Source organism: Pseudomonas nicosulfuronedens (assembly GCF_005877905.1).
Classification (GTDB): domain Bacteria; phylum Pseudomonadota; class Gammaproteobacteria; order Pseudomonadales; family Pseudomonadaceae; genus Pseudomonas; species Pseudomonas nicosulfuronedens.
This window is the reverse complement of sequence record NZ_SWDV01000019.1, coordinates 136,900-149,934: the sequence shown is the minus strand read 5'-3', so window position 1 is coordinate 149,934 and position 13,035 is coordinate 136,900. Positions and strand designations below refer to the sequence as shown.

At 65.0% G+C, this 13,035-nt stretch carries 13 protein-coding genes; 5 read left to right on the top strand and 8 right to left on the bottom strand.

Annotation, left to right across the window (positions count from 1 at the left end; all coding sequences use genetic code 11):
• Window positions 1-2: 2 nt before the first annotated feature.
• The 4 genes from FAS41_RS16810 to amaB form a co-directional block, all read right to left on the bottom strand.
• The gene (locus FAS41_RS16810; RefSeq protein ID WP_081515564.1) at window positions 3-917 is read right to left on the bottom strand and encodes an ABC transporter permease subunit; all 915 of its coding nucleotides are present in this window, start codon (window positions 915-917) and stop codon (window positions 3-5) included.
• Between the two features lie 137 nt (window positions 918-1,054).
• Complete coding sequence (locus tag FAS41_RS16805; protein WP_138524195.1) at window positions 1,055-2,191, bottom strand: branched-chain amino acid ABC transporter substrate-binding protein; 1,137 nt, start codon at window positions 2,189-2,191, stop codon at window positions 1,055-1,057.
• Between the two features lie 412 nt (window positions 2,192-2,603).
• A complete protein-coding gene (gene amaA, locus FAS41_RS16800; RefSeq protein WP_138524193.1) occupies window positions 2,604-3,887 on the bottom strand; it encodes an L-pipecolate oxidase in 1,284 nt (427 codons plus the stop codon).
• 262 nt (window positions 3,888-4,149) lie between these two features.
• On the bottom strand, window positions 4,150-5,640 hold the full coding sequence (gene amaB / locus FAS41_RS16795; protein WP_138524191.1) for an L-piperidine-6-carboxylate dehydrogenase: 1,491 nt from the start codon (window positions 5,638-5,640) through the stop codon (window positions 4,150-4,152).
• A gap of 120 nt (window positions 5,641-5,760) precedes the next feature.
• Here amaB and FAS41_RS16790 point away from each other — a divergent pair, with 120 nt between their 5' ends.
• A complete protein-coding gene (locus tag FAS41_RS16790) occupies window positions 5,761-6,654 on the top strand; it encodes a LysR family transcriptional regulator (protein ID WP_138524189.1) in 894 nt (297 codons plus the stop codon).
• A 190-nt stretch (window positions 6,655-6,844) separates the two neighbouring features.
• On the opposite strand, the gene FAS41_RS16785 is transcribed toward FAS41_RS16790, so the two are convergent.
• Window positions 6,845-7,537, bottom strand: a complete 693-nt coding sequence (locus FAS41_RS16785; protein WP_138524187.1) for an NrtR DNA-binding winged helix domain-containing protein — start codon at window positions 7,535-7,537, stop codon at window positions 6,845-6,847.
• Between the two features lie 169 nt (window positions 7,538-7,706).
• On the opposite strand from FAS41_RS16785, the gene FAS41_RS16780 reads away from it, so the two are divergent.
• From FAS41_RS16780 to nadE, 3 genes are read left to right on the top strand one after another with little or no spacing between them, the layout of a single operon-like run.
• Window positions 7,707-8,354, top strand: coding sequence for a nicotinamidase (locus FAS41_RS16780; RefSeq protein WP_138524185.1), 648 nt, complete (start codon window positions 7,707-7,709; stop codon window positions 8,352-8,354).
• 2 nt (window positions 8,355-8,356) lie between these two features.
• Complete coding sequence (pncB, locus tag FAS41_RS16775; protein ID WP_138524183.1) at window positions 8,357-9,556, top strand: nicotinate phosphoribosyltransferase; 1,200 nt, start codon at window positions 8,357-8,359, stop codon at window positions 9,554-9,556.
• 32 nt (window positions 9,557-9,588) lie between these two features.
• Window positions 9,589-10,416, top strand: a complete 828-nt coding sequence (gene nadE / locus FAS41_RS16770; protein ID WP_138524181.1) for an ammonia-dependent NAD(+) synthetase — start codon at window positions 9,589-9,591, stop codon at window positions 10,414-10,416.
• A 53-nt stretch (window positions 10,417-10,469) separates the two neighbouring features.
• Here the strand turns inward: nadE and trhA are convergent, their stop codons facing one another.
• A complete protein-coding gene (gene trhA, locus FAS41_RS16765; protein ID WP_138524179.1) occupies window positions 10,470-11,096 on the bottom strand; it encodes a PAQR family membrane homeostasis protein TrhA in 627 nt (208 codons plus the stop codon).
• A gap of 113 nt (window positions 11,097-11,209) precedes the next feature.
• Window positions 11,210-11,656: an azurin gene (gene azu / locus FAS41_RS16760; RefSeq protein WP_138524177.1), complete on the bottom strand. Its 447-nt coding sequence runs from the start codon at window positions 11,654-11,656 to the stop codon at window positions 11,210-11,212.
• A 381-nt stretch (window positions 11,657-12,037) separates the two neighbouring features.
• On the opposite strand from azu, the gene FAS41_RS16755 reads away from it, so the two are divergent.
• Window positions 12,038-12,625 (top strand): cytokinin riboside 5'-monophosphate phosphoribohydrolase, encoded by a 588-nt coding sequence (locus FAS41_RS16755; RefSeq protein ID WP_138524175.1) that lies wholly within the window; start codon window positions 12,038-12,040, stop codon window positions 12,623-12,625.
• Between the two features lie 7 nt (window positions 12,626-12,632).
• On the opposite strand, the gene FAS41_RS16750 is transcribed toward FAS41_RS16755, so the two are convergent.
• The gene (locus tag FAS41_RS16750) at window positions 12,633-13,034 is read right to left on the bottom strand and encodes a type IV pilin protein (RefSeq protein WP_138524173.1); all 402 of its coding nucleotides are present in this window, start codon (window positions 13,032-13,034) and stop codon (window positions 12,633-12,635) included.
• Window position 13,035 lies beyond the last annotated feature (1 nt).

The following is a 13,035-nucleotide window of genomic DNA, read 5'->3' as shown; positions in this document are numbered from 1 at the left end:
GCTTACACCTTCGATACCTGGGGACGACCCAGGAGCCCTTGCGGTCGGAAGATCAGGATGGTCACCAGCAGGCCGAAGGCGAACACGTCCTTGAAGTCGGTGTTCACCATGCCCGAGAACTGCGCCTCGGCCACGCCCAGGATCAGCCCGCCGAGCATGGCGCCGGGCAGCGAGCCGATACCGCCGAGCACGGCGGCGGTGAACGCCTTGATGCCGATGATGAAGCCCGCGTAGAAGTCGAAGGTGCCGTAGTTCATGGTGATCAGCACGCCGGCCAGCGCGGCCATGGCGGCGCCGATGATGAACACGTAGGAGATCACCCGGTCGGTGTTGATCCCCAGGATCGAGGCCATCTTGCGGTCCTGCTGGGTGGCACGGCACATGCGCCCGAGCTTGGTGTACTGGATCACGTAGGTCAGCACCGCCATGCCGACGAAGGCGGCGATGAGGATGAACACCTTGGTGTAGGTCAGCTGCACGAAGCCTTCGCCGATGTGGAACTTGAAGGCACCGTCGAGCAGGGTCGGCACGCCTTGCTGGCGCGGCCCCTGGGCCAGCTGCACGTAGTTCTGCAGGATCAGCGACATGCCGATGGCGGAGATCAGCGGAGCCAGGCGCGTGGAGTTGCGCAGCGGCTTGTAGGCGATGCGCTCGATCACCCAGCCATAAACGCCGGTGACGAAGATGGTGAAGACCAGCGTGCCAAGGATCAGCAGCGGGAACGACTGCAGGCCGAAGAAGGCGAGCAGCGCCAGGCCGACGGCGGAGAGGTAGGCGGAGATCATGTACACCTCGCCGTGGGCGAAGTTGATCATGCCGATGATGCCGTAGACCATCGTGTAGCCGATGGCGATCAGGCCGTAGACCGACCCCAGGGTCAGCCCGTTGATCATTTGCTGGAGGAAGATACCGTCCACGATTGAGTACTCGCGCAAGCTGGGCAGGAAAGGCGGACGGCTCGCGCAATCACCGGCTCGTGACCAGCTGCGCGCGTTTCGTCAACCTGCGGGGAAGCCGGCGCCGCGGGTAGCGGCGCCGGCCGGTCAGGCGGTGATTACTTCTTCATTGCGTCGAGCTGGTGGTACTTGCCCTTGTCGTCCCACTCGTAGACCACGTAGTCGGAGACTTTCAGGTCGCCCTTCGTGTCCCATTCCTTCTTGCCCATCACGGTCTGCACCGGGTTGGCCTTCAGCCAGGCGCTGGCCTTGGCCGGGTCGGTCTTGCCCGCGCCATTGAAGGCGGCGGCCAGGGCCTGCACCGAAGAGTAGGCGTAGAGGGTGTAACCCTCGGGCTCGAAGCCGTTGGCGCGGAATTTCTCCACCACGGCCTTGCCGTCCGGGATCAGGCGCGGGTCGGCGCCGAAGGTCATCAGCACGCCCTTGACGTATTGCGGGCCGCCAGCAGTGGTGACCAGTTCGTCGGTAACGATGCCGTCGTCGGACATGAACTTGGCGGTCAGGCCCTGTTCGCGCATCTGACGGACCAGCGGGCCGGCTTCCGGGTGCAGGCCGCCGAAGTAGACGACCTCTGCGCCCGAGGCGCGGATCTTGGTGACCAGGGCGTTGAAGTCCTTCTCGCCACGGGTCAGACCTTCGTACAGCACTTCCTTCACGCCGCGCTTGTTCAGCTGCGCACGGGTGGCATCCGCCAGGCCCTGGCCGTAGGTGTCCTTGTCGTGGATCACCGCGACTTTCTTGGCCTTCAGCACGTCGACGATGTAATCGCCGGCGACCACGCCCTGCTGGTCGTCACGGCCGCACATGCGGAACATGCCGGAGAGGCCGCGCTCGGTGACCTGCGGGTTGGTGGAGCCGGGGGTGATGGCGATGACGCCGGCCTCGTCGTAGACCTCCGAGGCGGGGATGGTGGAGGAGGAGCAGAAGTGGCCGACCACGGCGACCGCCTTGTCCTGGTCGACCAGGCGGTTGGCCACGGCCACGGCCTGTTTCGGTTCGCAGGCGTCGTCCGCCTTCACCAGTTTGATCTTCTCGCCATTGATACCACCGGCGGCGTTGATGTCTTCCGCGGCCTGGCTAGCCCCACGCCAGTACTGTTCCCCGAACGAGGCGTTGGCCCCGGTATGCGGTCCTGCGACCCCGATAACGACATCGGCCTGTACTACGGAAGACATGCCCAGTGCGGTGGTGACCGCCAGAGCCAGAAAGCCTTTTCTGAAAATCTTCTGCGACATGGAGTTTTGCTCCTGAGGGTTTTTGTAATGGCGCGTTGTAGGTCTTGTTGGCGATTTCTCGTTTAAGCGATTCAGCGAGTTATCGACAGCAAGCGGCGTGCCATTCGTTTTTGTTATTAACCAAGTCCTACAGCGAAAACAGCCCGAGCTGGCAGACATCAAGTGCTAGACACGTGCAACCCACTGAAAGCAAAAGGTGCAACCAAGCAGGCAAAAGGGTGCAACCAATCTTCCCGTGAGCTGGCTTTTTCCAGCCACCACAGGCGCAACCCCAACCGTAACCATCGCTGTCACCGAACTGCACATCCGCGGTGCAGACCCGTCGGGGTAACGCACCATAAGAGGCTAGACGAAAGTGCAGCGAGCGTGGGTGGGTCAAACCGGGGCGGTGCCCGCCCCGCTCTGCACGATCTCAGATCACCACCCGCAGGCATTGCCCGGCGTGGTAGAGGGAGAAGCCGGCTTCGTACAGACAGCTGCGCAGGCCCACGGCGGAGATTTCCTCCATGGGCCTGAGCGGCATCGGCAAGGCGCTGGCGTCACCGTCCAGCAGGAAGTCGGCAAAGGCCTTGCCCACCACCGTGCCGGTGGTGACGCCACGACCGTTGTAGCCGCTCATGGCGACCAGCCCCGGCGCCGGCTCGAACAGGCGCATGAGGTGGTCGGGGGTGAAGTCGATGCAACCGGTCCAGGTGAACTCCCAGTCCACCTTGCCCAGCTTCGGGAAGTAGTGCTGCTGGATGCGGTCCGCCCAGCTCTTGAGGAACCACGCCGGCTTGCCGGTGCCCTTGCCCAGGCTGCCGAGCAGCAGGCGGCCATCGGCATCGCGGCGGATGCTGCTGAGCACCTGGCGGGTATCCCAGGAGCCCTGCCCGCCCGGCAGGATGCGCGCGGCCTCGGCGCCCTCCAGCGGGCGGGAGGCGACCTGGTAGTAGTAGCCAGGGAAGAAGGTGCGGCGCAATTGCGTCCACTCGCCCTCGGTGTAGGCGCTGGAGGCGATCACCACCTTGTCGGCGGTCACGACGCCACCGGCGGTTATCACGTTCCATGCGCTGCCCATGCGCACCAGGCCGACCACCGGGGAATGGTGGTATAGCTCGCCGCCCAGGCCGACCACTGCGCGGGCGAGGCCGCTGACGTAAGCCATGGGGTTGAGCGTACCGGCGCGGCGATCGAGCAGCGCTCCCGCAATCTTGTCGGTGCCACAGGCCTGCTCGCAGTCGGTGCCGGTGAGCAACTCCACCGGGGCACCACGGCGGCTCCACTGCTCGCAGCGGCTGCGCAGGTCGGCCAGACCGCGGGCGTTGTGCGCCATGTGCAGCGTGCCTTCGCGGCGTGCCTGGCAGTCGATGCCGTAGTGGTCGATCAAGGAGAACACCAGCGAGGGAGCGTTGCCGAGCATGCGATTGACCCGCTGGCCGACCTCCGCGCCCATGCCTGCCTCGATCTCGTCCGGGGGAATCCACAGGCCGGCATTGACCAGCCCGACATTGCGCCCTGAACCGCCGTGCCCGGTGGTGTGGGCCTCCAGCACGCAGACTGTCTGGTCCCGTTCCAGCAGGTGCAGCGCGGCAGACAGGCCCGTGAAGCCCGCGCCGATGACACACACGTCGACCTTGCGATCCCCACGCAGCTCCGGGGCTTCCGGGCAGTCGGGCGTCAGGTATTCCCACAGACACTCTTGGCGAAGCGACATCCAGCGATCCTTCTACGCGAACCTTTGTGAATGACTCTGTACAGCGGCCCTATGGGCTCGTTCGTACCGTGAAAGCCTGGCATCAGGCCCGGCCCTCTCCCCCGCCCTCTCCCTGAAGGGAGAGGGAGTTGTCCGTGCCGGCTGATGTCGATATTTCAACCTGCGACGTACGGTCCCCTCTCCCTTCAGGGAGAGGGTTAGGGAGAGGGCGCCTCAGGCACCGAGTTCCAAACGAAGGCAGCTGTTCCAACAACAACCGGCATCAATCGAAGACTATGCCCTGGGCCAGCGGCAGTTCCCGCGAGTAGTTCACGGTGTTGGTCTGCCGGCGCATGTAGCCCTTCCAGGCGTCGGAGCCGGACTCGCGGCCGCCGCCGGTTTCCTTCTCGCCACCGAAGGCGCCACCAATCTCCGCACCGCTGGGGCCGATGTTGACGTTGGCGATGCCGCAGTCGCTGCCCACCGCCGAGATGAAAGTCTCGGCCTCGCGCAGGTCGGTGGTGAAGATGCACGACGACAGGCCCTGCGGCACGCCATTGTTCAGCGCCACCGCGTCGTTGAAGTCCTTGTAGGGCACCACGTAGAGGATCGGTGCGAAGGTCTCGCTGCGCACCACATCGCTCTGCTCGGGCATCTCGACAATGGCCGGCGACACGTAATAGGCCTCGGGGAACTGCTCGGCCAGTTGGCGCTCGCCGCCGAACACCACGCCGCCCTCGCCACGCGCCTGCTCCAGCGCTCCCTGCATGGCCAGGAAGCTGCGCTCGTCAATCAGCGGACCGACCAGGTTGCCTTCCAGCGGATGACCGATGCGCACCTTGGAATAAGCCGTCTTCAGGCGACTGACGAACTCGTCCTTCACCGACTCGTGGGCGATCAACCGGCGCAAGGTAGTGCAGCGCTGGCCAGCGGTGCCGACGGCGCTGAACAGCACGGCGCGCACGGCCATGTCGAGGTCGGCACTGGGCGCCAGGACCATCGCATTGTTGCCACCCAGTTCGAGGATGCTGCGACCGAAACGGGCCGCCACGCGAGGGCCGACTTCGCGGCCCATGCGGGTGCTGCCGGTAGCGCTGACCAGGGCGACGCGCACGTCGTCCACCAGCGCTTCGCCAGCACTGCGATCGCCGATCACCACCTGGCTCAGGTACTCCGGCGCATCGCCGAATTTCTTCAGTGCACGCTCGAACAGTGCCTGGCAGGCCAGTGCGGTGAGCGGGGTCTTCTCCGACGGCTTCCACACCACCGAGTTGCCGCAGACCAGCGCCAGCGCGGTGTTCCACGACCAGACGGCAACCGGGAAGTTGAAGGCGCTGATGACGCCGACCACACCCAGCGGGTGCCAGGTCTCGCGCATGTGGTGGCCGGGGCGCTCGGAAGCGATGGTCAGGCCATAGAGCTGGCGCGACAGGCCGACCGCGAAGTCGCAGATGTCGATCATCTCCTGCACTTCGCCCTGGCCTTCCTGGGTGATCTTGCCGGCCTCCCAGGACACCAGCTCGCCCAGCGCCGCCTTGCTCGCCCGCAGCTCTTCGCCGAATAGCCGCACCAGTTCGCCACGGCGCGGCGCCGGCACCTTGCGCCAGGCGTCGAAGGCGTGGGTGGCGCGGCCGATCTTCTGCTCCACCTCGGCGGCGCTTTCCAGGCGGACGACGCCCAGGCGGCTGCCGTCGATGGGAGAGTGGATGACCTGATCGCCACCGGTGACCAGGCGTGTGTCGACGCCAAGGGATTCGAGCAGTGCGGAAATCATGCGGACTCCAGTTCGTTTCAGATGACCTTATGGAATGCCGGAAGTAATAACTGGCTTGCCTGGGCACAACAAACGACGTTTCCTATGCACATCATTCCGTAAATTCATGAACTGCCCGCCATGCTGAGCAAACGCCACCTGCCGTCCATGACCGCCCTGCAATGCTTCGAAGCGGTGGCGCGGCACCTGAGTTTCACCCGTGCTTCCGAAGAGCTGAACCTGACCCAGAGTGCGGTCAGCAAGCAGGTGGCGCAGCTGGAGGAGATGCTCCAGCACCTGCTGTTCCGCCGCGTACGCCGGCGCCTGCAACTGACTCCGGCGGGCGACCTGTACCTGGTGGAGGTGCGCAAGATCCTCACGCAGGTGGAGATGTCCACCCACTATCTGCTGTCCTATGGTGGCGAGACCGAAGTGCTGCGCGTGGCGACGCCGCCGACCTTCGGCGCGCGCTGGCTGATCCCGCGGCTGAACGGCTGGCGCCATCGCCACCCGAACATCCACCTGGACCTGCGCCAGGAACTGGAACCGGGCGACCTGCTGCAGTCGCGCTGCGATATCGCCTTCTTCTTCGGCGCCGCCACCTTGCCCGGCGCGGAGTGTGTGGCGCTATTCGGCGAAGAAATGGTGCCGGTCTGTTCACCGGCGATCCTGCCGGCGCAACCGCTGACCAAGCCGACGCAACTGGCCGACCTGGTCCTGCTGCAGAACGCCACGCGCCAGGAAGCCTGGCACGAATGGTTCCTGAGCCTCGGCCAGCACAGCGAGCACAGCTACCACGGGCCGCGCTTCGATACCTTCTACATGTGCATTCGCGCCGCCCAGGCCGGCTGCGGCGTGGCGCTGCTGCCGCGCTTCCTGGTGGAAGAGGAACTGAGCGAGGGCAAGCTGGTGATTGCCTGGGAGCACGGGCTGGAAAGCCGCAGCGGCTATTACCTGGCGTACCCCGAGCATGCGGCGGCGGTGCCCAAGGTCAGGGCGTTCGTGGAATGGATTGGGGAGCGGATGGAGGGGTAGTTTCTGTGCGACGGCGAGCCCCCTCTCTCTAACCCTCTCCCTGAAGGGAGAGGGGACTGTCCGTGCATTCGGGCCGTTCAGAGCTCGCCGGCTGACTTCCCGCTATCCACGCAAGCCGAACGGCTCCCTCTCCCTTCAGGGAGAGGGCTGGGAAGAGGGAAAGCCCAACTCCGCACTGCCCCGAAAACACCTAAACCAACAAACTCCGATCAAACACGAACGCCCCATCCCCCTGCGGTGTGAAGCGCAGGACATGCTGCGGCCGCCCCATCGGCGGCTGGTGGCGCTCACCGGTGTCTTCCACCCAGCCCGCCGCCTTCATCCGCTCCAGCCTTCCGCGCAGGCTGGAGTGCTGGATTTCCTCGCCGATGGACCACTCGAAGGCCTTCAGCGCCTCCGCCACGGTGAAGCGTTCCGGCAGCAGATGCAGCGGCAACGCGCTGTACACCGACTTGCCCGCCAACCGCTCGCAGGCCTGCTGCACCAGCTGGGTGTGGTCGAAGGGCAAGGCAAAGCGCTCACCGCGCACGGCATCCAGCGGCACGAAATCCAGATCGCCGGCGGCCAGCTCGGTGTCAGGCGCCACCAGCACGAGGTAGAACACGCTCAGTGACCAACCACGCGGGTCGCGCACGGCGTTGCCCACCGTGGCCACCTGCTCCATGTAGGCCGGCTGCACCCGCGCCTTCTCGCGCAATGCGCGCAGGGCGGCATCGTCCAGGCCATGGTCGGCGCAGCGGCCATTGATCAGCACACCAGGCAGCGCCCACTGGCCTTCGAATGGCGCCTGGGCGCGACGGATCAGCAGCAGCTCCAACCCGCGCTCGGGGTGCAGGCGCAGCGCCACGATATCCACGGTGGCCAGCACTTCAGCGCTATTCATCGACGCTCCTCGAATGCTCCTTCATTGGAAGAAGTCCCGTGACTTATTTCACCATGTACAGAAAGCATCTTCCACCTCCAATCATTTTTAGCCTTTCTGCTTGACGACTTATTTCATGTCGTGAATTATGTAGCCACGACAGACCACCAACGGTCAAGCGGAGGCTTCCATGAACCTGATCGCCAGCTTCGATGTAGACGCCCAGAAAGGCTTCACCCCGCTCTGCCCCGATGAACTGCCGGTGCCCGGCGGTGACGCCATCGGCGGCGCCCTCAACCTCATGGCCGAACGCGCCAGCCTGCGCCTGGGCAGCAAGGACGCCCACAGCCCGCAAGCGCCCTGGGTGGTGAGCGAACCGGCACAGATGCTGCAGCCGCTCAGCCTGCCCAATGCCGACCTCACCTGGGTCAGTCACTGCGTGCCCGGTACGCCGGGCTTCGAGCTGCTGGACGAATTGCCTGAACCGATGGACTACGACTTCTTCATCTGGAAGGGCGTCGAACCGAACCTGCACCCCTACGGTGCGTGCTACCACGACCTGGCGGAACGGCGCAGCACCGGGGTGATCGAATACCTGCGGCAGAACGCGGTCAGCCACGTACTGGTGGGCGGCCTGGCGCTGGACTACTGCGTGAAGACCACCGCGCTGCAACTGCGCCGCGCCGGCTTCCAGGTGCTGCTGTACCTGCCGGCCTGCCGCGCCATCGCAGAGGAAACCGCGAAGGTGGCCTGCAAGGAAATGCGCAGCGCCGGGGTCATCCTCTGCACGGACGAGAACGAGCTGGACGAGGCCCTCATGGGCATCAGGGAGAATTGATCATGGCCGAGAGCGTGTTTGCCGAGCGCATCGTGCAGAACCTGCTGGACACCGACTTCTACAAGCTGACGATGATGCAGGCGGTGCTGCACAACTACCCCAACGCCGAAGTGGAGTGGGAATTCCGCTGCCGCAATGCCGAGGACCTGCGCCCGTACCTGGCGGAAATCCGCTACCAGATCGAGCGTCTGGCCGAGCTGGAGGCCACGCCGGATCAATTGGCCTTCCTCGAGCGCATCCCGTTCATCAAGCCGGACTTCATCCGTTTCCTCAGTCTGTTCCGCTTCAACCTGCGCTACGTGCACACCAGCATCGAGGACGACCAGCTGGCCATTCGACTGCGCGGACCGTGGCTGCACGTGATCCTCTTCGAGGTGCCGCTGCTGGCCATCGTCAGCGAGGTGCGCAACCGCTATCGCTACCGCGAAGTGGTGCTGGAGCAGGTCGGCGAGCAGCTCTACCGCAAGCTCGACTGGCTTGCCGGCAACGCCAGCGAAGAGGAGCTGAAGGAGTTCCAGGTGGCCGACTTCGGCACCCGCCGGCGCTTCTCCTACCGCACCCAGGAAGAGGTCGTGCACATCCTCAAGCGCGATTTCCCCGGACGCTTCGTCGGCACCAGCAACGTCCACCTGGCCCGCGAATTCGACGTGAAGCCCATCGGCACCATGGCCCATGAATGGCTGATGGCGCACCAGCAACTCGGCCCGCGGCTGATCGACAGCCAGATCGCCGCGCTGGACTGCTGGGTGCGCGAGTACCGCGGCCAACTGGGCATCGCCTTGACCGACTGCATTACCATGGACGCCTTCCTGAGCGACTTCGACCTGTACTTCGCCAAACTCTTCGATGGCCTGCGCCACGACTCGGGCGACCCGCTGGCCTGGGCCGAGAAGGCCATTGCCCACTACCGCCGCCTGGGAATCGACCCGATGACCAAGACCCTGGTGTTCTCCGATGGCCTCGACATGCCCAAGGCGTTGCAGCTCTTCCGCGCATTGCGTGGCAAGATCAACGTCAGCTTCGGTATCGGCACCAACCTGACCTGCGACATCCCCGGGGTGGAACCGATGAACATCGTGCTCAAGATGACGGCCTGCAACGGCCACCCCGTGGCGAAGATTTCCGACACCCCGGGCAAGACCCAATGCCGCGACGAGAACTTCGTCGCTTACCTGCGCCACGTGTTCAAGGTGCCGGTGTAACCCATTTTCCGCTTTCCACAGGAGCCCTCCAGATGAAAGACAGACAGGCCGCCATCGCCAGAGAACTCAACGTGCAGCCGCCCTTCCAGTCCGACGCCGAGCTGCAGGCCGAGATCCAGCGTCGCGTGCGCTTCATCCAGGACTGCCTGAAGGGTTCGGGAATGAAGACCCTGGTGCTGGGCATCAGCGGCGGCGTCGACTCGCTCACCGCCGGTATGCTCTGTCAGCGCGCCGTGGAAGGCCTGCGCACCGAGACCGGCAGCCCGGACTACCGCTTCCTCGCTGTACGCCTGCCGTACAACGTGCAGGGCGACGAGCAGGACGCCCAGGACTCGGTGGACTGCATTGCCCCCGACGAGCGACACACCGTGAACATCGGCCCGGCCGTGCAGGCGCTGGCCGCCGAGACCCAGGCACTGGAAGGGCTGGCCCCGGCCACCCGCGACTTTGCCCTGGGCAACACCAAGGCGCGTATCCGCATGGTCGCCCAGTACACCATCGCCAACGCCCGTGCCGGTCTGGTAGTGGGCACCGACCACGCCGCCGAAGCGGTGATGGGCTTCTTCACCAAATTCGGCGACGGCGCCTGCGACCTCGCCCCGCTCACCGGCCTGGTGAAGAACCAGGTACGCAGCATCGCCCGCAGCCTCGGCGCGCCGGAGCACCTGGTGGAGAAGGTGCCGACCGCCGACCTCGAGGACCTCGCCCCCGGCAAGCCGGACGAGCATTCCCACGGCGTGACCTACAAGGAAATTGACGCCTTCCTGCACGGCCAGGACGTCGGCCAGGAAGCCTTCGACATCATCGTCCGCACCTTCGAGAAGACCCGCCACAAGCGCGCCCTGCCCACCGCGCCGTAAGCGAACGGCAGCCGCCTGGCGCGGGGAAGTCCCGCGCCAGGCGGCTCAAGGGTTCAGTGCTGGGGAATGACGTAGCGCCAGATGGCGATGAAGTGCAGCAGGCTGCCGGCGATCACGAACAGGTGCCAGATGCCGTGCCAGTGGCGGAAGCGGCTGTCGTAGGCAAAGAAGATGATGCCAATGGTGTAGAAGGCCCCGCCGCCCACCAGCCAGGCAAAGCCGGCGCCGCCCAGCGCGCGGTACAGCGGACCGACCGCGATCAGCACGATCCAACCCATCACCGCGTAGATGATGATCGACAGCACCCGCGCCTCGGAGCGCGGCTTGATCTCCTGCAGCATGCCGATCACCGCCATCGACCAGACGATGCCGAACAGCGTCCAGCCCCAGGGCCCCTTGAGCGTCACCAGGCAGAAGGGCGTGTAGCTCCCCGCGATCAGCAGGTAGATCGACAGGTGGTCGAGCTTGCGCAGGATGATCTTCGCCCGCCCCCGCACGCTGTGGTAGAGCGTCGAGATGCTGTAGAGCAGGGTCAATGTCGTGCCGTACACCGCCACGCTGACGATGCGCAGCGGCTCGCCCACCAGGCTGGTGGCGACCAGCAGCCAGATGCCGCCCACCAGCGCCAGCACGGCGCCAATCAGGTGAGTCCAGGCGTTGAAGCGTTCCCCGTGGTACATGAGTCCCCCGTTGCAATGTCAACCACGCCCACACCCTACCCTCCTTGCGTGAAATAAAAAGCCCGACCATGGGTCGGGCTTTTCGGATCACAGACTTTCGAGCGAAAGCCGGATCACTTCACCGCCAGGGTGCCCTTCATCATGGCCGAGTGGCCCGGGAAGGAGCAGAAGAAGGCATATTCATCACCGGCCTTCAGCTTGGAGACGTCGAAGGTCACCGAATCCTTCTCGCCGGAACCGATGATCTTGGTGTGGGCGATCACGCGGGTGTCGCCGTCTTTCACGTAGTTCTTGTCCAGACCGGCGGCCATGCCGTCGGTCACCACGCCCTGCATGTCAGCGGCGGTGGTCAGAACCCAGTTATGGCCCATGACGTTCTTCGGCAGGCTGCCCGGGTGCGACAGGTTTACGGTGAAGGTCTTGCAGCTCTTGTCGACGGTGATGGCGTTGGTGCTGAACTGCATCTGGTCGTTGCCCTGGATGTCCACGGAGCATTCGGCGGCCAGCAGCGGGGCACTGAACAGGCCAAGCAGGGATACAGCGGCGAGTTTACGGAACATGACATGCCTCCTAGGCAGGTTGGGCGGAGAATCCTGAAGGGAAGACTGCCCGAACGTGATCGGGGTTCCCCTGATCTGCATCAATGGCCATCGGCCACGAGCCAAGCTTCGAACTGTCTATCAGGTCGATCAGCAGGATCAACGAGGCAGATCAGCGCACCCGGCCTAGCATAGACCCCATCCCACGGCCCAACAGGAGTTCGCGCCATGCACCGCTATCCATTGTTACAAAGTCTGCTCGCCTGCTACGCCCTCGGCGTCTGTGGCGGCAGCCTGCAACGAACAGAATTGGACTAGGGCATTTCGTACTTGGTCGCTCCCCGGACTGCCGCTACCCTGACGGCCTGCTAAACGAGGCCAGAGAAACCAGGAGTGCCCTCCATGACCTTGCGTTCCATCTGCGTATTCTGCGGCGCCAGCCCCGGCACCACCCCGATCTACCAGGAAGCCGCCGAAGCCCTCGGCCGCCACCTCGCCGAGAACGGCATCCAACTGGTCTATGGAGGCGGCGCCGTGGGCCTGATGGGCATGGTCGCCAACGCCGCGCTGACCGCCGGCGGCGAAGTCATCGGCATCATCCCGCAGAGTTTGAAGGACGCCGAAGTCGGCCACAGCGGTCTGACGCGCCTGGAAGTGGTGGACGGCATGCATGCGCGCAAAGCCCGCATGGCTGAGCTGAGCGACGCCTTCATCGCCCTGCCCGGTGGCCTGGGCACCCTGGAAGAACTGTTCGAGGTCTGGACCTGGGGTCAGCTCGGCTACCACGCCAAGCCACTGGGCCTGCTGGAAGTGAATGGTTTCTTCGATCCGCTGCTGACCTTCCTCGACCACCTGGTGCAGGAGCGCTTCGTGCGCCAGCCGCACCGCGACATGCTGCAGCGCGCCGCCTCGCCCGCCGAGCTGGTCAGCGCCCTGGCCGCCTGGAAGCCCCTGGCAGCACCCAAGTGGGTCGACCGTACGCCGACCTGACGCACGCCTACCAGCAACGCTCCGTGGCCGAGCCCCGGAGCCCACTGCTGGCCAGCGTCAGTGGCCCGCAGATATCCCCCGCCATCGCCCCGACCGGTTCGGCCTGCAGGACGTAGCCCAACTCATCCGGGCCACTGGCAAACCCCAAGCGGTAGAAGGCCTTCCCCGCCTCACGTGGCGACTGCTCGAACGGCAACGTTGCACCGACGTAGGTGCCACGGCTGGTGTAGAAGCGCTCCAGCGACTGCGCCAGCTCCACCAGGGATTTCTGCGCCTCCACCCGACGCACCCGCTGGATGTGCTCCTGATACGCCGGCAGTGCGATCCCCAGCAGGATGCCGATCAGGCTCAGGCAAACCAGCAGTTCCACCAGTGTGAAACCGCCCGCGCGCTCATGCATCGATTTCATT